The organism is Pseudomonas sp. G(2018) (assembly GCF_005502415.1).
GTDB lineage: Bacteria > Pseudomonadota > Gammaproteobacteria > Pseudomonadales > Pseudomonadaceae > Aquipseudomonas.
Genome location: NZ_SCOO01000027.1, coordinates 1 through 25,511, shown reverse-complemented (window position 1 = coordinate 25,511; position 25,511 = coordinate 1). Strand labels below are relative to the sequence as shown.

General features: G+C 60.0%; 23 protein-coding genes. 10 read left to right on the top strand and 13 right to left on the bottom strand.

The window, feature by feature from the left end; all coding sequences use genetic code 11:
• Positions 1-17: 17 nt before the first annotated feature.
• Entirely contained in the window at positions 18-1,691 is a 1,674-nt protein-coding gene (locus tag FFS64_RS22220) for a bifunctional diguanylate cyclase/phosphodiesterase (RefSeq protein WP_137807188.1), read from the bottom strand.
• Positions 1,692-1,955: 264 nt separating this feature from the next.
• On the opposite strand from FFS64_RS22220, the gene rep reads away from it, so the two are divergent.
• A complete protein-coding gene (rep, locus tag FFS64_RS22215; protein ID WP_095194407.1) occupies positions 1,956-3,965 on the top strand; it encodes a DNA helicase Rep in 2,010 nt (669 codons plus the stop codon).
• Between the two features lie 56 nt (positions 3,966-4,021).
• Complete coding sequence (locus tag FFS64_RS22210; protein WP_007934646.1) at positions 4,022-4,594, top strand: xanthine phosphoribosyltransferase; 573 nt, start codon at positions 4,022-4,024, stop codon at positions 4,592-4,594.
• A 129-nt stretch (positions 4,595-4,723) separates the two neighbouring features.
• On the opposite strand, the gene FFS64_RS22205 is transcribed toward FFS64_RS22210, so the two are convergent.
• The 5 genes from FFS64_RS22205 to dadA all read right to left on the bottom strand — a co-directional run bounded on the left by FFS64_RS22205 (position 4,724) and on the right by dadA (position 10,615).
• A complete protein-coding gene (locus FFS64_RS22205; protein WP_137807187.1) occupies positions 4,724-6,646 on the bottom strand; it encodes an acetyl-CoA hydrolase/transferase C-terminal domain-containing protein in 1,923 nt (640 codons plus the stop codon).
• A 184-nt stretch (positions 6,647-6,830) separates the two neighbouring features.
• Positions 6,831-7,244 (bottom strand): cytochrome c5 family protein, encoded by a 414-nt coding sequence (locus tag FFS64_RS22200; RefSeq protein ID WP_095194409.1) that lies wholly within the window; start codon positions 7,242-7,244, stop codon positions 6,831-6,833.
• 182 nt (positions 7,245-7,426) lie between these two features.
• Positions 7,427-7,975, bottom strand: coding sequence for a cupin domain-containing protein (locus FFS64_RS22195; protein WP_007947433.1), 549 nt, complete (start codon positions 7,973-7,975; stop codon positions 7,427-7,429).
• A 128-nt stretch (positions 7,976-8,103) separates the two neighbouring features.
• The gene (gene alr / locus FFS64_RS22190; protein WP_137807186.1) at positions 8,104-9,177 is read right to left on the bottom strand and encodes an alanine racemase; all 1,074 of its coding nucleotides are present in this window, start codon (positions 9,175-9,177) and stop codon (positions 8,104-8,106) included.
• Positions 9,178-9,310: 133 nt separating this feature from the next.
• On the bottom strand, positions 9,311-10,615 hold the full coding sequence (gene dadA, locus FFS64_RS22185; protein ID WP_137807185.1) for a D-amino acid dehydrogenase: 1,305 nt from the start codon (positions 10,613-10,615) through the stop codon (positions 9,311-9,313).
• 157 nt (positions 10,616-10,772) lie between these two features.
• Here dadA and FFS64_RS22180 point away from each other — a divergent pair, with 157 nt between their 5' ends.
• Positions 10,773-11,261, top strand: a complete 489-nt coding sequence (locus FFS64_RS22180; protein ID WP_095194410.1) for an Lrp/AsnC ligand binding domain-containing protein — start codon at positions 10,773-10,775, stop codon at positions 11,259-11,261.
• Positions 11,262-11,315: 54 nt separating this feature from the next.
• On the opposite strand, the gene FFS64_RS22175 is transcribed toward FFS64_RS22180, so the two are convergent.
• Entirely contained in the window at positions 11,316-11,669 is a 354-nt protein-coding gene (locus FFS64_RS22175) for a YkgJ family cysteine cluster protein (protein WP_095194411.1), read from the bottom strand.
• A 147-nt stretch (positions 11,670-11,816) separates the two neighbouring features.
• Here FFS64_RS22175 and FFS64_RS22170 point away from each other — a divergent pair, with 147 nt between their 5' ends.
• Positions 11,817-13,130: an FAD-binding oxidoreductase gene (locus FFS64_RS22170; RefSeq protein WP_137807184.1), complete on the top strand. Its 1,314-nt coding sequence runs from the start codon at positions 11,817-11,819 to the stop codon at positions 13,128-13,130.
• Positions 13,131-13,273: 143 nt separating this feature from the next.
• Here the strand turns inward: FFS64_RS22170 and FFS64_RS22165 are convergent, their stop codons facing one another.
• Entirely contained in the window at positions 13,274-13,519 is a 246-nt protein-coding gene (locus tag FFS64_RS22165) for a DUF1127 domain-containing protein (protein ID WP_137807183.1), read from the bottom strand.
• Between the two features lie 179 nt (positions 13,520-13,698).
• On the opposite strand from FFS64_RS22165, the gene FFS64_RS22160 reads away from it, so the two are divergent.
• Positions 13,699-15,132, top strand: a complete 1,434-nt coding sequence (locus tag FFS64_RS22160) for a PLP-dependent aminotransferase family protein (protein ID WP_137807182.1) — start codon at positions 13,699-13,701, stop codon at positions 15,130-15,132.
• A 57-nt stretch (positions 15,133-15,189) separates the two neighbouring features.
• Positions 15,190-16,758, top strand: coding sequence for a phospholipase D family protein (locus tag FFS64_RS22155; RefSeq protein WP_137807181.1), 1,569 nt, complete (start codon positions 15,190-15,192; stop codon positions 16,756-16,758).
• On the opposite strand, the gene FFS64_RS22150 is transcribed toward FFS64_RS22155, so the two are convergent.
• Together FFS64_RS22150 and FFS64_RS22145 are read right to left on the bottom strand one after the other, a co-directional pair.
• Positions 16,755-17,900 (bottom strand): MFS transporter, encoded by a 1,146-nt coding sequence (locus tag FFS64_RS22150; RefSeq protein WP_095194416.1) that lies wholly within the window; start codon positions 17,898-17,900, stop codon positions 16,755-16,757. The genes FFS64_RS22155 and FFS64_RS22150 overlap by 4 nt on opposite strands.
• 188 nt (positions 17,901-18,088) lie before the next feature.
• A complete protein-coding gene (locus FFS64_RS22145; protein ID WP_137807180.1) occupies positions 18,089-19,582 on the bottom strand; it encodes an aldehyde dehydrogenase in 1,494 nt (497 codons plus the stop codon).
• Between the two features lie 235 nt (positions 19,583-19,817).
• On the opposite strand from FFS64_RS22145, the gene FFS64_RS22140 reads away from it, so the two are divergent.
• Entirely contained in the window at positions 19,818-20,180 is a 363-nt protein-coding gene (locus FFS64_RS22140; protein ID WP_137807179.1) for a cupin domain-containing protein, read from the top strand.
• 188 nt (positions 20,181-20,368) lie between these two features.
• Here the strand turns inward: FFS64_RS22140 and rpmG are convergent, their stop codons facing one another.
• A complete protein-coding gene (gene rpmG / locus FFS64_RS22135) occupies positions 20,369-20,524 on the bottom strand; it encodes a 50S ribosomal protein L33 (protein WP_007894709.1) in 156 nt (51 codons plus the stop codon).
• Between the two features lie 11 nt (positions 20,525-20,535).
• Positions 20,536-20,769, bottom strand: coding sequence for a 50S ribosomal protein L28 (rpmB, locus tag FFS64_RS22130; RefSeq protein WP_003177273.1), 234 nt, complete (start codon positions 20,767-20,769; stop codon positions 20,536-20,538).
• Positions 20,770-21,214: 445 nt separating this feature from the next.
• Between rpmB and FFS64_RS22125 the strand changes: the two genes are divergently transcribed.
• Entirely contained in the window at positions 21,215-22,801 is a 1,587-nt protein-coding gene (locus FFS64_RS22125) for an ABC transporter substrate-binding protein (RefSeq protein ID WP_137807178.1), read from the top strand.
• Positions 22,802-22,874: 73 nt separating this feature from the next.
• Here the strand turns inward: FFS64_RS22125 and radC are convergent, their stop codons facing one another.
• Positions 22,875-23,549, bottom strand: a complete 675-nt coding sequence (gene radC, locus FFS64_RS22120; protein WP_137807177.1) for a DNA repair protein RadC — start codon at positions 23,547-23,549, stop codon at positions 22,875-22,877.
• Positions 23,550-23,684: 135 nt separating this feature from the next.
• Between radC and coaBC the strand changes: the two genes are divergently transcribed.
• Both coaBC and dut read left to right on the top strand, forming a co-directional pair.
• A complete protein-coding gene (coaBC, locus tag FFS64_RS22115) occupies positions 23,685-24,893 on the top strand; it encodes a bifunctional phosphopantothenoylcysteine decarboxylase/phosphopantothenate--cysteine ligase CoaBC (RefSeq protein WP_137807176.1) in 1,209 nt (402 codons plus the stop codon).
• A 5-nt stretch (positions 24,894-24,898) separates the two neighbouring features.
• The gene (gene dut / locus FFS64_RS22110; protein WP_137807175.1) at positions 24,899-25,354 is read left to right on the top strand and encodes a dUTP diphosphatase; all 456 of its coding nucleotides are present in this window, start codon (positions 24,899-24,901) and stop codon (positions 25,352-25,354) included.
• Positions 25,355-25,511: the final 157 nt, after the last annotated feature.

Genomic DNA, 25,511 nt, shown 5'->3' with positions numbered 1-25,511 from the left:
CAAGGAATCCGGGGGGGTTAAACCATCCCTTCCAGCGGCGTCTGTTGGCTGCCATCGAAAGTCAGATACTCCACCAGCTCAGCCAGCGCCAACGGCTTGCTGATCAGATACCCCTGCACCTGATCGCAATCAAACCCACGCAACAGGTCCAGTTGCTGCGGCGTTTCCACGCCTTCGGCGACGACTTCCAGGTTGAGGTTGTGCGCCAGGTTGATCATCGCATGGACCAGTTTGCGGTTCTCTTCCCGTTGCTCCATGCCGCCGACAAAGCTCTTGTCGATCTTCAACAAGGTGATCGGCAGGCTGTTGAGGTGCACGAACGATGAGAACCCGGTGCCGAAATCGTCGAGGGAGAAGCGCACGCCCAGGCGCCCGAGGGCGTCCATGGTCTGCTTGACCAGATCGCTGCGGCGCATGACCGCGGTTTCAGTCAGTTCGAATTCCAGCCATTGCGCCTCGACCCCACGCTCGGCAATCAGCCGGCTCAGGGTCGAGAGCAATTGGCTGTCCTGGAACTGGCGGAACGATAGGTTGATTGCCATGTGCAGCGGCGGCAAACCGCGTTCGCGCAAGGCCTGCATGTCGCGCAAGGCCCGGGAAATCACCCAGTAACCGAGCGGCACGATCAAACCGCTTTGCTCGGCCAGTGGCACGAACTCGCTCGGTGGCAGCAAACCACGCTCGGCATGGCGCCAGCGAACCAGGGCTTCGAGGCCGACGATTTGCCCGTCCTCGAGATTCAGCCGTGGCTGGTAATGCAGTTCCAGCTCATCACGGCGCAACGCGCGGCGCAGCTCGGTTTCCAGGTCGGCGATGCTGCGGGCATTGCGGTTGATGCGTTCGTTGAAAATGTGAAAGGTGCAGCCCTGCGTACTCTTGGCTTGTTGCATGGCGATGTGCGCGTGCCACATCAACGGGTCGGCACCGGCCTGGGCGCGGGCGTGGGCAATACCGAGACTGGAGCCGATCAAGAGGCTTTCACCATCGACCCAATAAGGTTCGGCCAAGGCTTCGGTGATGCGTTCGGCCATCCATTCGGCGCGCTGCGGGGCGCGGCGGGTATCGATCAGCAAGGCGAATTCATCGCTGCCCAGCCGTGCCAGCTGATCGCCGGCCTCCAGCTGGCTTTTGAGCCGCGCCACGACTTGCAGAATCAGGCGATCGCCGGCCTGGTGGCCGAGGGCATCGTTGGCGTGACGGAAGTTGTCGAGATCGAGGTGCCCCAGCGCCAGGCCACGGCCCTCGTTTTCTGCCAGGCGCGCCGTCAGCAGCGTCTGGAAGCCCTGGCGGTTGGCGATGCCAGTCAGTGGGTCTTGCTCGGCCAGGCGCTGCAGCGTGGTTTCCAGCACGCCGCGCTCACGCACATGACGCAGGCAACGGCGCAGCATGCCGGTATCGAGATGATCGCGTACCAACCAGTCGCTTACACCGTCGGGCGGGGTCAGCGGCTCGTGTTCGAGCAGCAGCACCGTCGGCAGACAGCAACGGCCCGGCGCCGGCTGAAGAGCCGGGATCGTCAACAACACCGCACTGCGGTTGTCATCGAACAGACTGCTGACCGACTCCCAACTCGGCGCGCTGATGAGCACGGCCGAGCTCCCCATCGGAGCCAGACACTCGCGCAACAACGCTGCCCACGCTGGCTCTTCGGCCAGTAGCAGCAAACGCAAGGGTTCGACAGGCGTAGACAAGCTAGCTCCCTAGACTCTGCAAAGATGTAGGCGACGGGCATTATGCCGCGCCGATAACCAATGACCAATGACATCAGTTATCAAACGTGGCCTTTGTAACCGGAATTACGAACATTAGACGCAAATCCGTTGCGCATCCTGCGTGAAAGTAACAAAAGCGGCAATTAGAGATCGCGTTGTACGTCACAAGTCGGAGAGAGCAGCACAAATTGCTGAGCCTGTTAAAATGCCGGCCCATTTCGTGACTGACCCCTGAATTTACCTATGTCCCGACTCAATCCCCGGCAGCAAGAAGCCGTGAGCTACGTCGGCGGCCCTCTTTTGGTGCTCGCCGGTGCAGGCTCCGGCAAGACCAGCGTGATCACGCGCAAAATTGCCCATCTGATCCAGAACTGCGGTATCCGCGCCCAGTACATCGTCGCCATGACCTTTACCAACAAGGCCGCGCGCGAGATGAAGGAACGGGTCGGCACCCTGCTGCGCGCCGGTGAAGGCCGGGGCCTGACGGTCTGCACCTTCCACAACCTGGGCCTGAACATCATCCGCAAGGAACACGTGCGGCTGGGCTACAAACCGGGCTTCTCGATCTTCGACGAGACCGACGTCAAGGCCCTGATGACCGACATCATGCAGAAGGAATACTCGGGCGACGACGGCGTCGACGAGATCAAGAACATGATCGGCGCCTGGAAAAACGACCTGATCCTGCCCGCCCAGGCCCTGGAAAACGCGCGCAACCCCAAGGAACAGACCGCCGCCATCGTCTACACCCACTATCAGCGCACGCTCAAGGCGTTCAACGCAGTGGACTTCGACGACCTGATCCTGCTGCCGGTGAAGCTGTTCGAAGAGCATGCCGACATCCTGGAAAAGTGGCAGAACAAGGTGCGTTACCTGCTGGTGGATGAATACCAGGACACCAACGCCAGCCAGTATCTGCTGGTAAAAATGCTCATCGGCAAGCGTAACCAGTTCACCGTGGTGGGCGACGACGACCAGTCGATCTACGCCTGGCGTGGCGCGCGTCCGGAAAACCTGATGCTGCTCAAGGAAGACTACCCGTCCTTGAAAGTGGTGATGCTGGAGCAGAACTACCGCTCCACCAGCCGCATCCTGCGCTGCGCCAACGTGCTGATCTCGAACAACCCCCACGAATTCGAAAAGCAGTTGTGGAGTGAAATGGGTCACGGCGACGAAATCCGCGTGATCCGCTGCCGCAACGAAGACGCCGAAGCCGAACGCGTGGCCATGGAAATCCTCAGCCTGCACCTGCGCACCGACCGACCGTACAGCGATTTCGCGATTCTCTACCGCGGTAACTACCAGGCCAAGCTGATCGAACTGAAATTGCAGCACCATCAGGTGCCGTATCGCCTGTCCGGCGGCAACAGCTTTTTCGGACGTCAGGAAGTGAAAGACCTGATGGCCTACTTCCGCCTGATCGTGAACCCGGACGACGACAACGCCTTCCTGCGAGTGATCAACGTCCCACGCCGGGAAATCGGTTCGACCACGCTGGAGAAGCTCGGCAACTACGCGACCGAACGAAAAATCTCGATGTACGCCGCCACCGACGAAATCGGCCTGGGTGAACATCTGGACAGCCGTTTCACCGATCGCCTGTCGCGTTTCAAGCGCTTCATGGACAAGGTCCGTGAGCAATGCGCCGGCGAAGACCCGATCTCGGCCCTGCGCAGCATGGTCATGGACATCGACTACGAGAACTGGCTGCGCACCAACAGCTCCAGCGACAAGGCCGCCGACTACCGCATGGGTAATGTCTGGTTCCTCATCGAGGCGTTGAAAAACACGCTCGAGAAGGACGAAGAAGGCGAAATGACCGTCGAGGACGCCATCGGCAAACTGGTACTGCGCGACATGCTGGAGCGTCAGCAGGAAGAGGAGGACGGCGCCGAAGGTGTGCAAATGATGACCCTGCACGCCTCCAAGGGCCTGGAATTCCCCTATGTGTTCATCATGGGCATGGAAGAGGAAATCCTCCCGCACCGTTCCAGCATCGAAGCCGACACCATCGAAGAAGAACGCCGCTTGGCCTACGTGGGTATTACCCGCGCGCGTCAGACCCTGGCGTTCACCTTCGCCGCCAAGCGCAAGCAATACGGCGAAATCATCGACTGCGCGCCAAGCCGCTTCCTCGATGAGCTGCCACCGGACGACCTGGCCTGGGAAGGCAACGACGACACCCCGACCGAAGTCAAAGCCGTTCGCGGCAACAACGCATTGGCGGATATACGCGCGATGTTAAAGCGCTAGAATTGACCACTTTATTTAGACCTTCGGCGCAAAAGGCGCCACAAGAGGACAGCTTCATGGAAGCCCTGCACAAGAAAATCCGCGAAGAAGGCATCGTGCTTTCCGATCAGGTCCTGAAAGTCGACGCCTTTCTGAACCACCAGATCGACCCGGCCCTGATGAAGCTGATCGGCGACGAATTCGCCACGCTGTTCAAGGACTCGGGTATCACCAAAATCGTCACCATCGAAGCCTCAGGCATCGCGCCGGCGATCATGACCGGCCTGAATCTGGGCGTACCGGTGATTTTCGCCCGCAAGCACCAGTCCCTGACCCTGACCGAAAACCTGCTGTCGGCGACCGTGTATTCGTTCACCAAGCAGACCGAAAGCACCGTGGCGATCTCCCCGCGCCACCTGACCAGCAGCGACCGCGTGCTGATCATCGATGACTTCCTGGCCAACGGTAAGGCGTCCCAGGCGCTGATATCGATCATCAAACAGGCCGGCGCCACCGTGGCGGGCCTGGGGATCGTGATCGAGAAGTCGTTCCAGGGCGGCCGTGCGGAGCTGGATGCCCAGGGTTATCGCGTAGAGTCGCTGGCGCGGGTGCAGTCGCTGAAGGATGGCGTCGTGACGTTCATCGAATAACCAACAACACCGTATTTCCCCTGTGGGAGCCAGCCTGCTGGCGATGGCGTCGTGCCAGTCAACATCTTCATGACTGGCAGATAGCAATCGCCAGCAGGCTGGCTCCCACAGTTGTTCTGGGTGCAGAAGTTATAGCGCGGTGGCTTTCAGGCCGGTGAGCAATAGTCGTTGGAACAACTCCTCTTTCAGCCCTTCAGGGTTACTCAACTGCATCCGCTGCAAATGCCCGGGAAATTCCAAAGCCAGCGGCGCATCCAGCGCAGCCTTGCCCAATTCCAGTATCTCGCTCAGCTTGAACTTGCTCTTCAGCCAGTTCAGCGCTCGCAACAAATCTTTCTCCACCTCAGTGAAATCACAACCCAGCGGATACTCCGCAAACAACTGCGCATGCCGCGCCTGTATCGCCTGCAAGCGTTGCGGACGGTTGTCGGTGAAACGCGGATCGAGACGAAAATCCTTGGGCAACTTGCCGACCTTTTGTGCCTGCTCGATCAAACCCTGCTGAAAGCGTGAGTCACTGATGTTCAACAGCGCTTCGATCACCGCTGCATCGGTCTTGCCGCGAAGATCGGCGATGCCGTACTCGGTGACCACGATGTCCCGCAAATGCCGTGGGATCGTGCAGTGGCCGTACTCCCAGACAATGTTTGAACTGACATCCCCGCCCGACTCGCGCCAGCTGCGCAGCAGCAACACCGAGCGCGCGCCTTGCAGTGCATGGCCCTGCGCAACAAAGTTGTATTGCCCGCCGACGCCGCTGAGCACTCGCCCGTCTTCGAGCTGATCCGCCACGCCGGCACCAAGCAGGGTCATGGTGAAGGCAGTGTTGATGAACCGTGCATCGAGGCGCTGCAAACGCTTGAGTTCTTCCTGGCCATAGAGTTCGTTGATGTAGCTGATGCGGGTCATGTTGAATTCGAGCCGCTTGTTCTGCGGCAACTCGCGCAAGCGCTCATAGAAACTGCGCGGTCCGAGGAAGAAACCGCCATGCACCGAGATGCCATCGGTCTGCGCCGCCTCATCGAGGGTGCCGGCATTCGCCTGTTGTTGGGTCGGTACGTCCGGATAGACCTTGCGCCGCACGATCCCCGCATCGGCCAGAACCAACAGGCCGTTGACGAACATTTCGCTGCAGCCGTACAGGCCCTTGGCAAAGGGGTCGAGGCCGCCTTCGCGTTCGATCAGTTGCGCCCATGGGTTGAGGTTCAAGTCTGCGAGCAATGCCTGGTAACCGTCGTTATCCGCCTGGCGCGCCAGCAACGCTGCCGTCAGCGCATCGCCCATGGCGCCGATGCCGATCTGTAGCGTGCCGCCATCGCGCACCAGCGTACTGGCGTGCAAACCGATGAAATGATCCTGGAAACCCACCGGCATGTTCGGCGTGGAAAACAGCGTGGTGTGATCTTTCTCGTCGATCAGCACATTGAAAGTGTCGATACCGACTTCGGCGTCACCGGGCATGTAGGGCAAGTCGTTGTGCACCTGGCCGACCATCAGGATCGTCTCCCCGGCGGCTCGGCGCTTGGCGATCATCGGCAACAGGTCGAGGGTGATGTCCGGGTTGCAGCTCAGGCTCAAGCGGTCGGGATGCTCGGCATGACTGGCCACCAGTTGCGCCACCAGGTTCAAGCCCGCGGCATTGATATCCCGGGCCACGTGGCTGTAGTTGCTGCTGACATAATCCTGCTGCGCCGCAGGACTGTTGAGCAGGCTACCGGGCTGCATGAAAAACTGCTGGATATGAACGTTGCCCGGCAGGCTGTCGCGGTGCAGGTCGGCGAGGAAATCCAGCTCGGGATAATCGCCGAAGACCTGGTCAATGAACGGTTCAAGAAAGCGCTTCTGCAAGCCATCGCCCAATGCAGGTCGCCCCAGGCACAGTGCGGTGTAGATCGTCAGCTGCCGTTGGGGCAATTGCGCGACGCGTCGATACAGTGCGTTGACGAAATGGTTGGGTTTGCCCAAGCCCAAGGGCAGGCCCATATGAATATGCGCCGGCAATCTGGCCAACACCTCATCAACCGCTTGCTCGATAGAACACAGCTGCACCATCGGATCCTCCCTTGCATTCCATGAACTGGGGTTGAACCGAGCTTGCCGGGTCTTTGCTGCAATGAACAGCCTGTTAATGCCAAACCGCCGCCGCAGCCCACCCTCCTACAGGGATCAGTGGCTCTAAATCGCAGGCACAAAAAAGCCGCTGATAAGCGGCTTTTTCGTGAAAGAGGCAGGCTTGTTACAGGCCGGACATCTCTTTGATGGCACCTTTGAGCTCGTCATCGGAGCAGTCGGCGCAGGTGCCTTTAGGCGGCATCGCGTTGACACCGGTAATGGCTTTGGCCAGGATGCCGTCGAGGCCGCCCTGGTGATCGGCACGTTCTTTCCAGGCTGCCTTGTCGCCGATTTTCGGCGCGCCCAACAGGCCGGTGCCGTGGCAAGCATTGCAATGCTTGGCAATCACATCTTTAGGCGCCTTGGCACCGCCACCACCGCCAGCAGCAGCGGCGACTTCCATGCCTTTGCACTCTTTACCCTGAACACAGACCTGGCCGACTGGCTCAAGGCGTTTGGCAATTTCGTCGTTGGTCGCAGCTTGAGCGCTGACAGCCCAGAGGGCCAGTACGGTTGCTGGTGCGGCCAGCATTTTCATAATTAGGTTCACGCGTTCACCCTCAATGGTGGCTATTCACGCCTGCGGCCACGGTTCGCAGGCGGGCGCAAGTATAGCGGTAAGCCCGCGACACTGAAACAACCCCAAAGTCGAAGGGGTCTTATTGCGCAACGGAAAAACAGCTCGGGTGCCTCGGCCATGCTGGCAGGGCGCCTCTTTACTTAGAAATTCGCGGGTGTAGCTGCGCTGATTAGTCGCGCCGGCGCATCGAACGGATTACGGAAACGGTGCGGCTTGGTACTTTCAAAGTAGTAGCTATCGCCGGCTTCGAGTACAAATGTTTCAAGCCCGACCACCAACTCCAGCCGACCTTCCACCAGAATTCCGGTTTCCTCGCCTTCGTGGGTGAGCATCTCGTCGCCGGTGTCGGCGCCTGGCGGGTAGATTTCATTGAGGAACGCGATAGCCCGGCTCGGGTGAGCCCGGCCGACCAGTTTCATGGTCACTGCACCATCGGAAATATCGATCAGCTCGTTAGCCTTGTAGACGATCTGAGTCGGTTTTTCCTGCAGGATCTCTTCGGAAAAGAACTCGACCATGGACATGGGAATGCCGCCCAACACTTTCCTCAGCGAACTGATCGAGGGGCTGACACTGTTCTTCTCGATCATCGAAATGGTGCTGTTGGTGACGCCCGCGCGTTTGGCGAGTTCACGCTGGGAAAGACCTTTGAGCTTACGGATCGATTGCAGTCGTTCACCGACGTCCAAAGCTTGCGCCTCCAGGGATTCAGATTGTTGGAATATTGAGCGTTATCATGGCGACAGCGTTCAGTATTTACAACACTTTGACCTGAATCCTGTTCAGTGAGGCGACTTTCGGTCCGGCTCGCTTGCCGTCAACTCCCGGAATAGAGCATTGGCACCCGACGCAGGTTGCAGAAGATCTGATAAGGAATCGTGCCCGCGGCCATGGCCACGTCGCTGGCCAGGATGTTTTTGCCCCACAACTCCACCGTCGAGCCCAGGCCTGCTTGCGGAATATCAGTCAGATCGACGCACAGCATGTCCATCGATACCCGGCCGATCAATTGGCTGCGTTGCCCGGCCACCAAGACCGGCGTACCGGTCGGTGCGAGCCGCGGGTAGCCATCGGCGTACCCCATGGCCACCACCCCAACGCGCATCGGCTTCTGGGTGATGAATTTCGCGCCATAGCCGATCGGCTCGCCGGCCGGCAGTTCACGCACGCTGATCACCTTCGATTCGAGGGTCATCACCGGTTGCAGGCGCGAAGCCACGGCATTGGCTTCTTCGAAAGGCGTGGCGCCGTAAAGCATGATGCCCGGGCGCACCCAATCACTCGGTATCTGCGGCCAACCCAGCACCGCCGGCGAATTGCGCAGGCTGACCTCGGCTGCCAGGCCCTGACGCGCCGCTTCGAACACCGCGACCTGCTCGGCACTGGCCTGGCAGTTCAATTCATCGGCACGGGCGAAGTGGCTCATCAGCACAATCTTCGCCACTTTGCCGCTGGCCAGCAGCCGTTGATAGGCCGATTGATAATCCTTCGGATGCAGCCCCACCCGGTGCATGCCCGAATCGAGCTTGAGCCAGACCGTGATCGGTTTGCTCAGCGCCGCTTTTTCGATCGCTTCGAGCTGCCACAGCGAATGCACCACGCACCAGAAGTCATGCTCGACGATCAGCGACAGTTCATCGGCTTCGAAAAAGCCTTCCAGCAACAAAACCGGCGCGCGAATACCGGCGGCGCGCAGTTCCAGAGCCTCTTCGATACAGGCCACGGCAAAGCCATCCGCCTCGGCTTCGAGCGCCTGGGCGCAACGCACCGCTCCATGACCGTAAGCATCGGCCTTGATCACCGCGAGGGCGCGGGCTCCCGTGACCTCACGGGCAATCTGGTAGTTGTGACGAAGGGCTTGAAGGTCGATCAGGGCACGGGCAGGGCGCATGGCGGCAGACTTCTGGTCGGTCGTTTGGAAGAAAAACCGGCACTGGCTGGCGGCGTTAACCGCCAGCAGCACCGGAAGAGGGATCTTTCTGACTGGCTCATGGCAAAGCGGTTACCACCGACAGCTCATGCATTCACTGGTGAGCTGGCGCTGGATTAACGTGCTTTGCAGATTCCTGTTGCTTGTTACCGTAACGGGAAATATCCAGGCCTTCGGCGCTGATCTGCGGTTTTCTCTTCGCCATCAGGTCAGCCAGCAAGCGACCGGAACCACAGGCCATGGTCCAGCCAAGCGTGCCGTGACCGGTGTTCAGGAACAGGTTCTTGAACGGGGTGGCACCAACGATAGGGGTGCCATCCGGCGTGGTCGGACGCAGGCCGGTCCAGAAACTTGCCTGGGCCAGATCGCCGCCCTGAGGATAAAGGTCGTTGACGATCATCTCCAGGGTTTCGCGTCGACGCGGGTTCAGCGACAGGTCAAAACCGGCAATCTCCGCCATGCCGCCGACGCGGATGCGGTTGTCGAAACGGGTGATCGCGACCTTGTAGGTTTCGTCGAGAATGGTCGAGGTCGGGGCCATCGCCGGGTTGGTGATCGGCACGGTCAGGGAGTAGCCCTTGAGCGGGTACACCGGCGCCTTGATACCCAGCGGCTTGAGCAATTGCGGCGAATAGCTGCCCAGTGCCAGCACGTAGCGGTCAGCGGTTTCCAGCTTGCCGTCGATCCACACGCCGTTGATGCGATCACCGGCGAAGTCGAGGCGCTGAATATCCTGGCCGAAACGGAACTGCACACCGAGTTTCGCGGCCATTTCAGCGAGCTTGGTCGTGAACATCTGGCAGTCGCCGGTCTGGTCGTTTGGCAGGCGCAGGGCACCGGCGAGGATATCGGTGACGCTGGCCAGGGCCGGCTCAACGCGGGCAATGCCTTCGCGGTCGAGCAATTCGAACGGCACGCCGGACTCTTTCAGCACGGCGATGTCTTTCGCGGCGCCATCAAGCTGAGCCTGGGTGCGGAACAGCTGGGTCGTACCGAGGCTGCGGCCTTCGTAGGCGATACCGGTTTCGGCGCGCAGTTCGTCGAGGCAGTCACGGCTGTACTCGGACAGACGGACCATGCGCTCCTTGTTCACCGCGTAACGGCTGGCGGTGCAGTTGCGCAGCATCTGCGCCATCCACAGGTATTGATCGATATCGGCGGTGGCCTTGATTGCCAGCGGTGCGTGGCGCTGCAACAGCCACTTGATAGCTTTGAGCGGCACACCCGGTGCAGCCCAAGGCGAGGCATAACCCGGCGACACCTGGCCGGCGTTGGCGAAACTGGTCTCCATGGCAGCAGCCGGCTGCCGGTCGACTACCACCACTTCAAACCCGGCACGCGCCAGATAATAAGCACTGGTGGTACCGATGACGCCGCTACCCAAGACCATAACGCGCATTTTCATATCCCTCATCGCGGCTGACCGCTGACGTGTGTAGTTCAGAGCTTTAGATGTGCGCAGTGTAAAAAAGATTGGTCAGTGATTTTCACTATATAAGCGCCTATATTTGGCGACAATTCTCGGCAAAAACCCTTTTCACGGAGGCGCATCCCCTATGCGTACCAACACTCAAACCAAACGTGAGCTGGACAAGATCGACCGCAGCATCCTGCGGATCCTGCAAGCGGACGGGCGCATCTCTTTCACCGAGCTTGGGGAAAAGGTCGGGCTATCGACCACGCCCTGCACCGAGCGGGTCCGGCGCCTGGAGCGCGAGGGGATCATCATGGGCTACAACGCGCGGCTCAACCCGCAACACCTCAAGGGGAGTCTGCTGGTGTTCGTCGAGATCAGCCTGGACTACAAATCCGGCGACACCTTCGAAGAGTTCCGACGGGCGGTGCTGAAACTGCCCCATGTGCTGGAATGCCACTTGGTATCAGGGGATTTCGACTATCTGGTGAAGGCGCGGATTTCCGAGATGGCCTCGTACCGCAAGCTGCTGGGCGACATCCTGCTCAAGCTGCCCCATGTGCGCGAATCCAAGAGCTACATCGTGATGGAAGAGGTGAAGGAGAGCTTGAGCTTGCCGATTCCGGATTGAGGTTTTATAGCGCCTGTTCGGCCGTCTTCGCGAGCAGGCGACCCGGTCTGACTTTTAAACGAGAACTTGCCGGTTACTCGCCATGTACTCGAACACCTGCTTTTCGACCCGTGGATGAATCAACTCCACCGGCCGCCGCCCATTCGGGCACGGCAAGGTCTGGGTAGTACCGAACAACCGGCAGATCAACGGCCGCTCGTCATACACGGTACAGCCGTTCGGCCCGAGATGGACGCAGTTGAGTTCGTCCATTGCCGCTTCCTGCTCGGCCCGGGTCTTGCGCGGCAGCCGCGACATCTCTTCCGGCGAGGTGGTCACCGGGCCGCAGCAGTCGTGACAGCCGGGCACGCACTCGAACGAGGGAATCTGCTGGCGCAGCGTGCGAATTTTCTGACTGTTGCAGCTCATCGAGGCGGTGACCGATTTCAGGAAAGAGCGCAATTCTGAGGCAAAAGTCGCGATCCAGACAGCGGCAACCGACCAATGTTGCCCGCCCGCGAAGGTCCGGCTTATGCTCCGTCAAATTTTCTAAACACAAGAACCAGGATCACGCACATGACAGCCCGTGCTCAGCAACCTGTCCCGAGCCACCAACACACGGCCTCTTATTACGCGGCCAGCAGCCTGCCGCAGCCGGACTACCCGGTACTCAAAGGCGAAGTGGTGGCCGATGTGTGCGTGGTCGGCGGCGGGTTTTCGGGGCTGAACACGGCGCTGGAACTGGCAGAACGCGGCCTCGGCGTGGTGCTGCTCGAAGCCCATAAAATCGGTTGGGGCGCCAGCGGGCGCAACGGCGGTCAGCTGATTCGCGGGGTCGGCCACGGCCTCGATCAGTTCACCAACATTATCGGCGCCGACGGCGTGCGTCAGATGAAACTCATGGGCCTGGAAGCGGTGGAAATCGTCCGACAGCGCGTCGAGCGTTTTCAGATCCCCTGCGACCTGACTTGGGGTTATTGCGACCTGGCCAACAAGCCCCGCGACCTCGAAGGTTTTGCCGAAGACGCCGAAGAACTGCGTAACCTCGGTTATCGCTACGAAACCCGCCTGCTGCAACCCCACGAAATGCACACCGTTGTGGGGTCTGACCGTTACGTGGGCGGCCTGATCGACATGGGCTCCGGGCACTTGCATCCACTGAACCTGGCGCTGGGCGAAGCCGCCGCCGCGCAACAACTGGGCGCCAGACTGTTCGAACAGTCAGCCGTCACCCGCATCGATTACGGTTCCGAGGTCAAGGTGCATACCGCCCAAGGCACGGTCCGCGCCAAGACATTGGTGCTGGGCTGTAATGCCTACCTCAATGAACTCAACCCCGAACTCAGTGGCAAGGTACTGCCCGCCGGCAGCTACATCATCGCCACCGAGCCTTTGAGCGAAGAACTGGCACACTCGCTACTGCCGCAGAACATGGCGGTCTGCGATCAACGGGTGGCGCTGGATTACTATCGACTCTCGGCGGACCGCCGCTTGCTGTTCGGCGGTGCCTGCCATTACTCGGGACGGGACCCGAAAGACATCGCGGCCTATATGCGGCCAAAGATGCTGGATGTTTTTCCGCAATTGGGCGACGTGAAGATCGATTATCAATGGGGCGGCATGATCGGCATCGGCGCCAACCGCCTGCCGCAAATCGGCCGCCTCAAGGACCAGCCGAACGTGTACTACGCCCAGGCTTATTCCGGTCACGGGGTGAATGCCACGCACCTGGCGGGCAAACTGCTGGCCGAGTCCATCAGCGGCCAGCAGAGTGGTGGATTCGATCTGTTTGCCAAGGTGCCGCACATTACCTTTCCGGGCGGCAGGCATTTGCGTTCGCCGTTGTTGGCGTTGGGGATGTTGTGGCATCGGTTTAAAGAGTTGGTTTGAAAATTTTGTGGCGTTTTAGCGGACGTCTTCGCGAGCAGGCTCGCTCCCACCATTGATCTCTGTCGCTCACAGATAGCGTGCATACAGATGATCTCCTGTGGGAGCGAGCCTGCTCGCGAATGGAGTTGAAGAACACATTGCTATCAGATCCGCCAAAAAGGCTTCAACCCCTCCTCCCGCGCCTGCTCACGGGTCAGCCCGACATCCTTGAGCTGCTCGGATGTCAGCATCAGCAACGCCTTGCGCGTGTGCAGACGATGCCAGAACAGACCCCAACGACTCAGGCCGGACGGCGCGTTGCGCATGTCCGCCTCGCGTGCACCGTTATCTTGCCCCGCCGCCAGTTCCTGACTGTGTAACGTCAGCCGCACATCGCTCAAGCCGTTCATTTTGAATGCTCCTGTTTACTTGGGTAGCCAGAGCTTTCATGATGCGTGGACGGCGAAAACCATTACAGATCCAACGCATCTGTATTATTTCCATACAGATTGTTCGCTTCAGGCTCTGAATCCTGGTTTTTTCACCCATCTGTACTGGTTAACCAAAGCACCTACCTCGAGACTGCGCCATGACCCTTTACGTCAACCTCGCCGAATTGCTCGGCACGCGTATCGAACAGGGCTTCTATCGCCCCGGCGACCGGCTGCCGTCGGTACGGGCGCTGAGCGTCGAACATGGCGTCAGTCTGAGTACGGTGCAGCAGGCCTATCGCGTACTGGAAGACAGCGGACTGGCCACGCCAAGGCCTAAATCCGGGTATTTCGTGCCGGTGAGTCGCCAATTACCGGAGCTGCCGGCGGTGGGTCGCCCAGCGCAGCGGCCTGTGGATATCTCGCAATGGGATCAGGTGCTGGAGCTGATTCGCGCGGTGCCGCGCAAGGATGTGGTGCAACTGGGACGCGGCATGCCAGACATCACCACCCCCACCCTCAAGCCCCTGCTACGCGGCCTGGCGCAGCTCAGTCGTCGGCAAGACATGCCTGGCCTGTATTACGACAACATCCACGGCAACCTCGAACTGCGCGAACAGATCGCCCGGCTGATGCTTGATTCCGGTTGCCAGTTGAGCCCCGGTGACCTGGTGGTAACGACCGGGTGCCACGAAGCGTTGTCCACCAGTATCCGCTCGATCTGCGAACCGGGTGACATCGTGGCAGTGGACTCGCCGAGCTTTCATGGCGCCATGCAAACCCTCAAGGGCCTGGGCATGAAAGCCTTGGAAATCCCCACCGACCCGCTCACCGGGATCAGCCTCGATGCACTTGAACTGGCCCTGGAACAGTGGCCGATCAAGGCCATACAGTTGACGCCCAACTGTAACAACCCACTGGGCTACATCATGCCGGAGTCGCGCAAACGCGCGTTGTTGACGCTCGCACAGCGTTTCGACGTGGCGATCATCGAAGACGATGTGTATGGCGAATTGGCCTACACCTACCCGCGCCCACGCACGATCAAATCCTTCGACGAAGACGGCCGCGTCCTGCTCTGCAGTTCATTTTCCAAGACCCTTGCCCCCGGTCTGCGCATTGGCTGGGTCGCACCCGGTCGCTATCTGGAACGTGTGCTGCACATGAAATACATCAGCACCGGCTCCACCGCGCCGCAACCGCAGATTGCCATCGCCGAATTCCTCAAGGGCGGTCACTTCGAACCGCATTTGCGGCGGATGCGCACACAATACCAACGCAATCGCGACGCGATGATCGATTGGGTCACCCGCTATTTTCCCGCTGGCACCCGTGCCAGCCGTCCGCAAGGCAGTTTCATGTTGTGGGTTGAACTGCCTGAAGGCTTTGACACCCTGAGACTGAATCGCGCCTTGCACGATCAGGGCGTACAGATTGCCGTAGGCAGCATATTTTCCGCTTCGGGCAAATACCGCAATTGTCTGCGTATGAACTACGCTGCCAAACCAACGGCACAGATTGAAGAAGCCGTGCGTAAGGTCGGCGCCGCAGCCATCAAGCTGCTGGCAGAAACCGACGGGCTGACCGACTGACCTTTCTGAAGCGTCCAGCGTCCATATGCCAACACCCGCCAATCGGAACGATCCCACGTGAGAGTCAGACAGCCACTGCTTGCTCTGGTGTTACTTGCTTCGTTCCTTGGCGGCTGCGCCAGTTTCGATGTGCAGCGCGAACCGAGCCAGGCGCTGCCGGCGAGCGCTTCGGCGTTCGGCCGCTCAGTCCAGGCCCAGGCTGCGCCCCATGAAGGGAAATCAGGCTTTCGCCTGCTATCGGACAGCACCGAAGCCTTCACCGCCCGCGCCGAACTGATCCGCAACGCCCAAGGCAGCCTCGATCTGCAGTACTACATCGTCCACGACGGCATCAGTACGCGAATGCTGGTCAAAGAAATGCTCAAGGCTGCTGACCGCGGCGTGAGGGTGCGCATTCTCCTCGATGACACCACCAGCGACGGCTTGGACCGCACCATCGCCACCCTGGCGGCACATCCACAGATTCAGATTCGCGTGTTCAACCCCCTGCACCTGGGGCGCAGCACCGGCGTGACGCGTACTATGGGCCGCCTGTTCAACCTGTCGCAGCAACACCGGCGTATGCACAACAAGCTGTGGCTGGCGGACAACAGCATGGCCATCGTCGGTGGGCGCAATCTGGGGGATGAGTATTTCGATGCCGAGCCCAATCTGAATTTCACCGATATCGACATACTTGGCGTCGGCCCCGTCGCCGAGCAGCTGGGACACAGTTTCGACCAGTATTGGAACAGTGCCTTGAGCAAGCCGGTCGAGCAGTTCCTGTCGAGCAAACCGACCGCACAGGATCTGAAAAACACTCGCACGCGACTGGAAGAATCCCTGGAGGAGTCTCGTAAACAGAACCACGCGCTGTTTCAACAGTTGATGAAGTTCGCCACCGACCCGCGCCTGGATATCTGGCGCAAAGAGCTGATCTGGGCCTGGAATCAGGCGCTGTGGGATGCGCCGAGCAAGGTGCTGGCGGACGGCGAGCCAGACCCGCAGTTGCTGCTGACCACCCAATTGGCGCCCGAGCTCAACAGCGTCAGCAAAGAGCTGGTGATGGTCTCGGCTTACTTCGTGCCGGGCCAGCCGGGGCTGGTGTACCTGACCGGTCGCGCCGATTCCGGTGTGTCGGTGCGCCTGCTGACTAACTCACTGGAAGCCACAGACGTACCGGCGGTGCATGGCGGCTATGCACCGTATCGCAAGGCGCTGCTGGAGCATGGCGTGCAACTCTACGAATTGCGTCGCCAGCCCGGCGATGAAAGCGGCAACGGCCCTCGCCTGTTTTCCCGACGATCCTATGGCGAATCCGATTCCAGCCTGCACAGCAAGGCGATCATTTTCGACCAGCAGAAGTCCTTCATTGGCTCGTTCAATTTCGACCCGCGCTCAGTACTGTGGAACACCGAAGTCGGGGTGCTGGTGGACAGCCCGGAACTGGCGGCCCGCGTCCGCGAACTGGCGCTGGAAGGCATGGCGCCGTCCCTGAGTTATCAGGCGCGGCTGGAGAATGGCCAAGTCGTCTGGACCACCGAGGACGACGGCAAAATGCACACCCTGACCAAGGAACCAGGCAGTTGGTGGCGGCGCTTCAATGCCTGGCTGAGCAATACGGTGGGGCTCGAGCAGATGCTTTAAGCCGGTTCGGCAACCGCGCCAAACGCGCCCTGGCGCGACACTAGAATCACCAGGCCAAACGCACCCGCCGCCATCAGCAACGGCAACGCATGCCCGCTGATCCACTGGCTGCCCGCACCGGCGATCAACGGCCCGAGCAGGCAACCGATGCCCCACAGCTGCGCGATGTGTGCATTGGCCCGAACCAGCGCATCGTCACGATAACGCTCGCCGATCAGGATCAGGGACAAGGTAAACAAACCGCCGGCACTGGCGCCGAACAACACCCACAACGGCCAGATCAGCAACGTATCGATCAGCAACGGAATCGCCAGACTCGACACCAGCAAAACCATCGCACACCACGTGAACAATGCACGACGCGACATGCGATCCGCCAGCGCACCGATCGGCAATTGCAGCAAGGCATCCCCCACCACCACCGTACTGACCATCGCCAAGGCGATTTCCGTGGTGAAACCCTGACGCAAGCAGTACACCGGCAGCAATGTCAGGATCATCGCTTCGAACGCCGCGAACAGCGACACTGCCCAGGCAATCGCCGGCAAGCCACGACAGAACGTCAGCAAATCACCAAAGGTCACGCTGCAGGCCTCGCTACTGGGCGCGCCACTGCGGCCCAATAACAGAAACGGTGCCGCCACCAGCAAACCGACCCCGACCCAGAAGCCGTAATCATGTTCGGTACCCAGGACACCCAGCAGGATCGGCCCGGCCAACTGACTCAACGCGTAGCTGCTGCCGTACAGCGCCACCAGCCGTCCGCGCCATTCTTCGACCACCAGTTGGTTGATCCAGCTTTCACCGAGGATGAACACCAGGGTCAGCACCACGCCGATCATCAAGCGCAGTACCAACCAGATCGGATAACTCGGCATCAGCGCCAGCAAACCGATGGACACCGCCCCGCCCCACAGGCACAGGCGCATCAGATTGGCCGTGCCGAGACGCGCCGCCAGATGACTGGAGATCTTCGCCCCCAGTAGAACGCCAATGGCCGGCATCGCCGCCATCACACCGATGGCAAACGAGCCGTAACCCCAGCTTTCCAGGCGAAACGACACCAGCGGCATGCTGACACCCAAGGCCAGGCCGACACTCAAGACAGACGCCAACACGGCGAAATACGTCGCCCAACGCATGTTCCACGCTCCTGTGGATAATTTTTATGCACAACACAAAACACTGTGGGAGCGAGCCTGCTCGCGAAGACGGAGCAACATTCAACATTGACGTCGACTGTTATACCGCTTTCGCGAGCAGGCTCGCTCCCACAGGGGATCTGCGTCGTTTGGGATGCCTGCTTTTACAGCAGGCTCCCGTTAACGGCTTACAACTTGATCCAGGTCGCCTTCAGCTCGGTGTACTTGTCGAACGCGTGCAGCGACTTGTCGCGGCCGTTGCCGGACTGCTTGAAGCCACCAAACGGTGCCGTCATGTCACCGCCATCGTACTGGTTGACCCAAACGCTACCGGCACGCAGTGCCCTGGCGGTCAGGTGAGCCTTGGAGATGTCCGTCGTCCACACTGCGGCGGCCAGGCCATAAGGCGTGTCGTTGGCAATAGCGACGGCTTCTTCGGCGGTGTCAAAGGTGATGACCGACAACACGGGTCCGAAGATTTCTTCCTGGGCAATTTTCATCGCGTTGCTCACACCATCGAAAATCGTCGGCTCGACGTAGGTGCCACCGGTATCCTGCAGGGTACGCTTGCCACCGGCCACCAGTTTGGCGCCGTCAGCGTGACCAGATTCGATGTAGGACAGCACGGTGTTCATCTGCTGGGTATCCACCAGCGCACCGACATTGGTCGCCGGGTCCAACGGATTGCCCGGTTTCCAGGCCTTCAGGGCCTCGATCACCAGCGGCAGGAATTTATCCTTGATGGAGCGTTCCACCAGCAGGCGCGAGCCGGCGGTGCAGACTTCACCCTGGTTGAAGGCGATGGCGCCAGCCGCTGCTTCGGCCGCCGCTTGAAGGTCCGGAGCATCGGCGAACACAATGTTCGGGCTCTTGCCGCCGGCTTCCAGCCAGACGCGCTTCATGTTCGACTCGCCGGAGTAGATCAGCAGCTGCTTGGCGATCTTGGTCGAACCGGTGAACACCAGGGTGTCGACATCGTTATGCAGGGCCAGGGCCTTGCCGACGGTGTGACCGTAGCCTGGCAGCACGTTCAGCACGCCTTTCGGAATGCCGGCTTCGACGGCCAGTGCAGCGATACGGATGGCGGTCAGGGGAGATTTTTCCGACGGCTTGAGGATCACCGAGTTACCGGTCGACAGCGCAGGCCCTAGCTTCCAGCACGCCATCATCAACGGGAAGTTCCACGGCACGATGGCGCCGACCACGCCGACGGGCTCGCGGGTCACCAGACCCAACTGATCGTGCGGAGTGGCCGCCACTTCGTCGTAGATCTTGTCGATGGCTTCTCCGCTCCAGCTCAGGGCTTGTGCCGCGCCGGGAACGTCGATGTACAGGGAATCGCTGATCGGCTTGCCCATGTCCAGGGTTTCAAGCAGAGCCAGCTCTTCGGCGTGCTGTTTCAGCAGGCCGGCAAAGCGGATCATGGTGGATTTGCGCTTGGTCGGCGCCAGGCGCGACCAGACGCCGGAATTGAAGGTGGCGCGAGCGTTTTCCACAGCGCGCTGGGCGTCGGCGGCGTCACAGCTGGCAATCTTGCCCAGCAGACGGCCATCGACCGGGCTGATGCACTCGAAGGTCTCGCCGGAGACGGCATCGGTGTACTCGCCATTGAGGTAAGCACGGCCTTCGATCTTCAGATCGCGAGCCTTTTGTTCCCAGTCGGCACGAGTCAGGGTGGTCATTCGAGTGTCCTCCTCTTATTGAATACGACACCCGCGTTCTTCGCGGGCGCTGTCAGGAATTCTGCCCGGCCAGCCTGCTTTTCGGCCAAGGGCAACCGTCACCCTAAACCAGCGGCAGGTGAAGTTTCAATATATTTGACATAACGCCGGCAAACGGCCTTGCGATGTTCATTTTAATAAACATAGACTTTGGCAACACCCACCACTCGCACCGCAATGACGGGGGATTAGAACAATGAGCATCCAGAACATCGTCGACTTCAGCCAGGCTACCACTGCTGCCGAACGCTATCGCCCAGATCCGGCCAAAGTGCTGAAGGGCGACCCTGAGCAAGCGGTATTCAACCACTACAACAGCCCTTGCGGCCAGCTGAACGCCGGCGTGTGGGAAGGGGCTGTCGGCCAGTGGACGGTGAACTTCACGGAACACGAATACTGCGAAATCGTGCAGGGTGTTTCCGTATTGCGCGATCTCGATGGTAACGCCAAAACGCTGCGGGTGGGCGATCGCTTCGTCATCCCGGCGGGCTTTCGTGGCACCTGGGAAGTGCTAGAGCCTTGCCGCAAGATCTATGTGGCGTTTGAGCAGAAGGCCTGAAGTTTGCGCTGAATCGGACGGCCATATCGCGGGCAAGCCACGCTCCCACAGGTTTTGTGATCGACCCAGATCTCTGTGGGAGCGGGCTTGCCCGCGAAGAGGCCCTGATAGACAACCACAAAATCAGCACAACAAAAAAGGCCCGCATCTCGCGATACGGGCCTTTTTCGTGAGTCGGGAAAAATCAATTACTTGATTTTGCCTTCCTTGTAGATCACGTGCTTGCGAACAACCGGATCAAATTTCTTGATCTCGATTTTGTCCGGGGTGGTGCGCTTGTTCTTGTCGGTAGTGTAGAAGTGACCAGTACCGGCGCTCGAAATCAAACGAATCAATTCACGCATGATTAGCTCCCTTAAACCTTGCCATCGCGACGAAGTTCGGCCAGCACGACACTGATGCCACGCTTGTCGATGATGCGCATGCCTTTGGCAGATACGCGCAGACGTACAAAACGTTTCTCTTCTTCAACCCAGAAGCGGTGATGCTGCAGGTTCGGCAGGAAACGACGACGGGTTTTGTTGTTTGCGTGGGAAATGTTATTCCCAGTCACCGGACCCTTACCGGTAACTTGACATACTCTAGACATGCCTCAGCCCTCTAAAACCACATGCCCAACCCGGCATGGGTTGGCCGCTTAATCTCTAGTCATTGTGGCGCCAGGCGCCGCGATTCTTTAGAGGTCTTACCGGCTACACCTACAGTGAAGGAACCGGGCCCCTAGAAAAGAGCGCTGCTTTATACCAGAAAGACTGGAGAGCAACAACATTCGCTGTGCCTTGGATGGAGAAAAACCCGGTTTTTCACGCCTCAAGCGCTTTGGATAAAGGCTGTCGCCGTTTTCGACCGCTCGTCGCGAGAATCTGCCCCACACCACTACGCCGATGTTTCCCCACCCGAATACAGCAAAATCAGGCGCCTATACTCCCTTGAAAATGAAAAAGGGGATAGTCATTTGCAAAGGAGCCCACTAGGGTAAGCCTTTTCCAGACTGCACTTGCAGATGGGCCTTCGATCTGTAAAGGAATCCGACCATGCGCCTCGCTGCCCTACCGCTGTTGCTCGCCCCGCTTCTGCTGAGCCCACAGGCCTTCGCCGCCGCCCTGAGCGTTTGCACCGAGGCCAGCCCCGAAGGGTTCGACGTGGTGCAATACAACTCGCTGACCACCACCAACGCCTCTGCGGACGTGCTGATGAACCGTCTGGTGGATTTCGACACGGCCAGCGGCAAAGTGGTCGCCAGTCTCGCCGAGAGCTGGGAAGTCAGCCCCGATGGCCTGACGTATGTGTTCAAGCTGCGCCCGCAGGTGAAGTTCCACCGCACCGAGTATTTCAGCCCGACGCGCGAAATGACCGCCGAGGACGTGAAGTTCAGCTTCGACCGCATGCTCGATCCGGCCAACCCCTGGCACAAGGTCGCCCAGAGCGGCTTCCCCCATGCGCAATCCATGCAATTGCCGGCGCTGATCAAAAAAATCGACGCCCTCGACCCGCTGACCGTGCGCTTCACGCTGGACCATCCGGATTCGACTTTCCTCGCGACCCTGAGCATGGGTTTCGCCTCGATCTATTCGGCCGAGTACGCCGATAAACTGTTGAAGGCAGGCACCCCGGAGAAGCTCAACAGCCAGCCGATCGGCAGCGGCCCGTTCGTGTTCACGCGCTTCCAGAAGGACGCCTCGATCCGCTACAAGGCCAACCCGGACTACTTCGGCGGCAAACCATCGGTGGATCCGCTGATCTTCGCCATCACCCCGGACGCCAACGTGCGCTTGCAGAAGTTGCGTCGCAATGAATGCCAGATCGCCCTGTCGCCCAAGCCTCTGGACGTACAGGCAGCGCTGAAAGAACCAACCCTGAAAGTGGAAAAGACTGACGCGTTCATGACTGCATTCGTCGGCATCAACAGCCAGCATCCACCGCTGGACAAGCCCGAAGTGCGTCAGGCGATCAACCTTGCTTTCGACAAGGCCAATTACGTCAAAGCCGTGTTCGAAGACACCGCCGAACCCGCCAATGGCCCCTACCCGCCGAACACCTGGAGCTACGCCAAAAACCTGCCAGGCTATGCCCATGACATGGAGAAAGCCAAGGCCTTGATGGCCAAGGCAGGACTCAAGGACGGCTTCCAGACAACCATCTGGACTCGCCCGTCTGGCAGCCTGCTGAACCCGAACCCGAGCCTTGGCGCCCAACTGCTGCAGTCTGACCTCGCGGAAATCGGCATACAGGCCGAAATTCGCGTGATCGAATGGGGCGAGCTGATCCGGCGCGCCAAGGCCGGTGAACATGACCTGCTGTTCATGGGCTGGGCCGGTGACAATGGTGATCCGGATAACTTCCTGACGCCGCAGTTTTCCTGCGCTGCGGTCAAATCCGGCACCAATTTCGCCCGCTACTGCAACCAGGACCTGGACAAGCTGATCAGCGCCGGCAAGACCACCGGCGAGCAAGGCGTGCGCACCAAGCTCTACGAACAGGCCCAGACGCAGATCCAGCAGCAGGCACTGTGGCTACCGCTGGCGCACCCAACGGCTTTTGCCCTGACGCGCAAGGATGTCGAAGGTTATTCGGTGAGCCCGTTCGGGCGGCAGGATTACTCCAAGGTCAACCTCAAATAATCCGCAACGACACACTTCCCTGTGGTGAGCGGGCTTGCCCGCTCCCACAGAGTCTTGCATTCCCCCGCCAGACCTACATCCACCCATACTCCGCCATCGACAGCGGATCGCCGTCACCGATGATGAAATGGTCAAGCACCCGCACATCGATCAGTTCCAATGCCTTTTGCAAGCGCTTGGTCAGCTGTCGGTCAGCCTGACTGGGGTTGGGGTTGCCCGACGGATGGTTGTGACAGAGGATCAACGCAGCAGCGTTGTTCGCCAGTGCGCGCTTGACGACTTCCCGGGGATGGACGCTGGTATTGTCGATGGAACCGCGAAACAGCGCTTCAAAGGCCAACACTTGATGCTTGGAGTCGAGAAACAGGCAACCGAACACCTCGTGAGGCTCATGGCGCAGCATCGCTTTCAGGTACTCACGAACCGCGCCCGGATTCTCTAGCGGCGGCTTTTGCCGCACCCGTTCGGCCAAATGCCGCCGGCTCATTTCCTGGGCCGCCTGCAACTGAGCAAATTTTGCCGGGCCAAGCCCCAAATGGCTGCTGAAAGTGGCTTGATCGGCCTCGAGCAGCGAGCGCAGGCTACCGAATTGAGCCAAAAGGTGTCGCGCCAGATCAACGGCGCTTTTACCGGCCACACCAATTCGTAAAAAAATCGCCAGTAACTCGGCGTCTGAAAGACTCGAAGCTCCCAGTTGAAGCAACCTCTCCCGCGGTCTTTCCGCCGCCGGCCAATCGCGAATACTCATAGCACCTCCCTGTCTGTGGGCGCCGCTGTTCCGTAGCGGTCGCTGTGATATCGTAGCCCATCTTTTTTGCGGGCGAATTCACCCTGGGGAGGGGGTTTCGCTACGTTTGTCACCCACGAATTGAAAGGCAGGCCTATGCAGCGGCTGTATCGGAAACGCATTGTTCTGGGCGTCGGCGGCGGCATTGCTGCCTACAAGAGCGCCGATCTGGTTCGCCGACTGATGGACCAAGGCGCCGAAGTGCGCGTGGTCATGACGCGCGGCGGCAGCGAATTCATCACGCCACTGACCATGCAGGCCCTGTCCGGGCACCCCGTGCACCTGGACCTGCTGGACCCGGCGGCCGAAGCGGCCATGGGCCACATCGAGCTGGCCAAATGGGCAGACCTGGTGCTGATCGCCCCCGCCACCGCGGACCTGATCGCCCGATTGGCCCAAGGCATCGCCGACGATTTGCTGACCACGCTGGTGCTGGCCACGGATGCGGTGGTCGCGGTTGCCCCGGCGATGAACCAGGCCATGTGGCGCGATCCTGCTACCCAGGCCAACCTGCAAACCTTGGAAAGCCGCGACCTGAAAGTCTTCGGCCCAGCCTCCGGCAGCCAGGCCTGCGGCGATGTCGGCCTGGGCCGCATGCTCGAAGCCACCGACCTGGCACAGCTGGCCGCGGATTGCTTCAAGCGCCAGGCGCTGACCGGCAAACACGTGCTGATCACCGCCGGCCCCACCCAGGAAAACATTGATCCGGTGCGCTACATCACCAACCACAGCTCCGGGAAAATGGGCTTTGCCCTGGCCGAAGCCGCAGTGGAAGCCGGTGCCCGCGTGACCCTGATCACTGGCCCGGTACACCTGCCGACTCCGGATCGCGTCACCCGTATCGACGTGGTCAGCGCCCGCGACATGCTCGCCGCCTGCGAAGCCGCGATCCCTTGCGACCTGTTCATCGCCTCCGCAGCGGTCGCGGACTACCGCCCGGAAGTCGTTGCCCCACAGAAACTCAAGAAAGATCCTACGAACGGCGACGGCTTGTTACTACAGATGGTGCGCAACCCGGACATTCTGGCCAGCATCGCCACCCGCCCCGACCGCCCGTTCAGCGTCGGCTTCGCCGCTGAAACCGAGCACCTGCTCGACTACGCCGCACGTAAGTTGAAAGACAAGAATCTCGATTTGATCGTCGCCAACGACGTCGCCAACCCGAGCATTGGCTTCAATAGCGAAGAAAACGCTTGCAGCGTGATCGACCGCGACCTCCACGCCACACTTTTCGCCCAGACCAGCAAGAGCAAGATTGCTCGCCAGCTGATCACCTTTATCGCTGAACGACTGAACCAGGTTTAATTTACATGCACGCTTTGCAAGCCAAGATCCTCGACCCTCGCATCGGTACCGAATTCCCGCTGCCGCAATACGCCACTCCAGGCTCCGCCGGTCTCGACCTGCGCGCCATGCTGGAAAAAGACATCGTGATCAAACCGGGCGAGACCGTACTGATTCCTACGGGGTTGTCGGTCTATATCGGTGACCCGAATCTCGCAGCGCTGATCCTGCCACGCTCTGGCCTGGGCCATAAGCACGGCATCGTACTGGGCAACCTGGTCGGCCTGATCGACTCCGATTATCAGGGCCCACTGATGGTTTCGTGCTGGAACCGCGGCCAGACCGACTTCACCATGGTTGTGGGCGAGCGCTTGGCGCAATTGGTGCTTGTGCCGGTGGTACAGGCACATTTCGAGATGGTCGAAGAATTCGTCGAGACCCAGCGTGGTACCGGCGGCTTCGGTCACTCTGGCAGCCATTGATCCGACAGGCTCCCTCACCACAAAACTTGTGCTGATTTCTGCACCGTGCTGGTGGCATGGCCTTTTCGCACCACGAACTCTCTGTGAAAAACGCCGTCATACCTTCAGTTTGAGCCTGCCGGCGAATGATTCGACGGCAGGTCCAGCCACTTTCAAG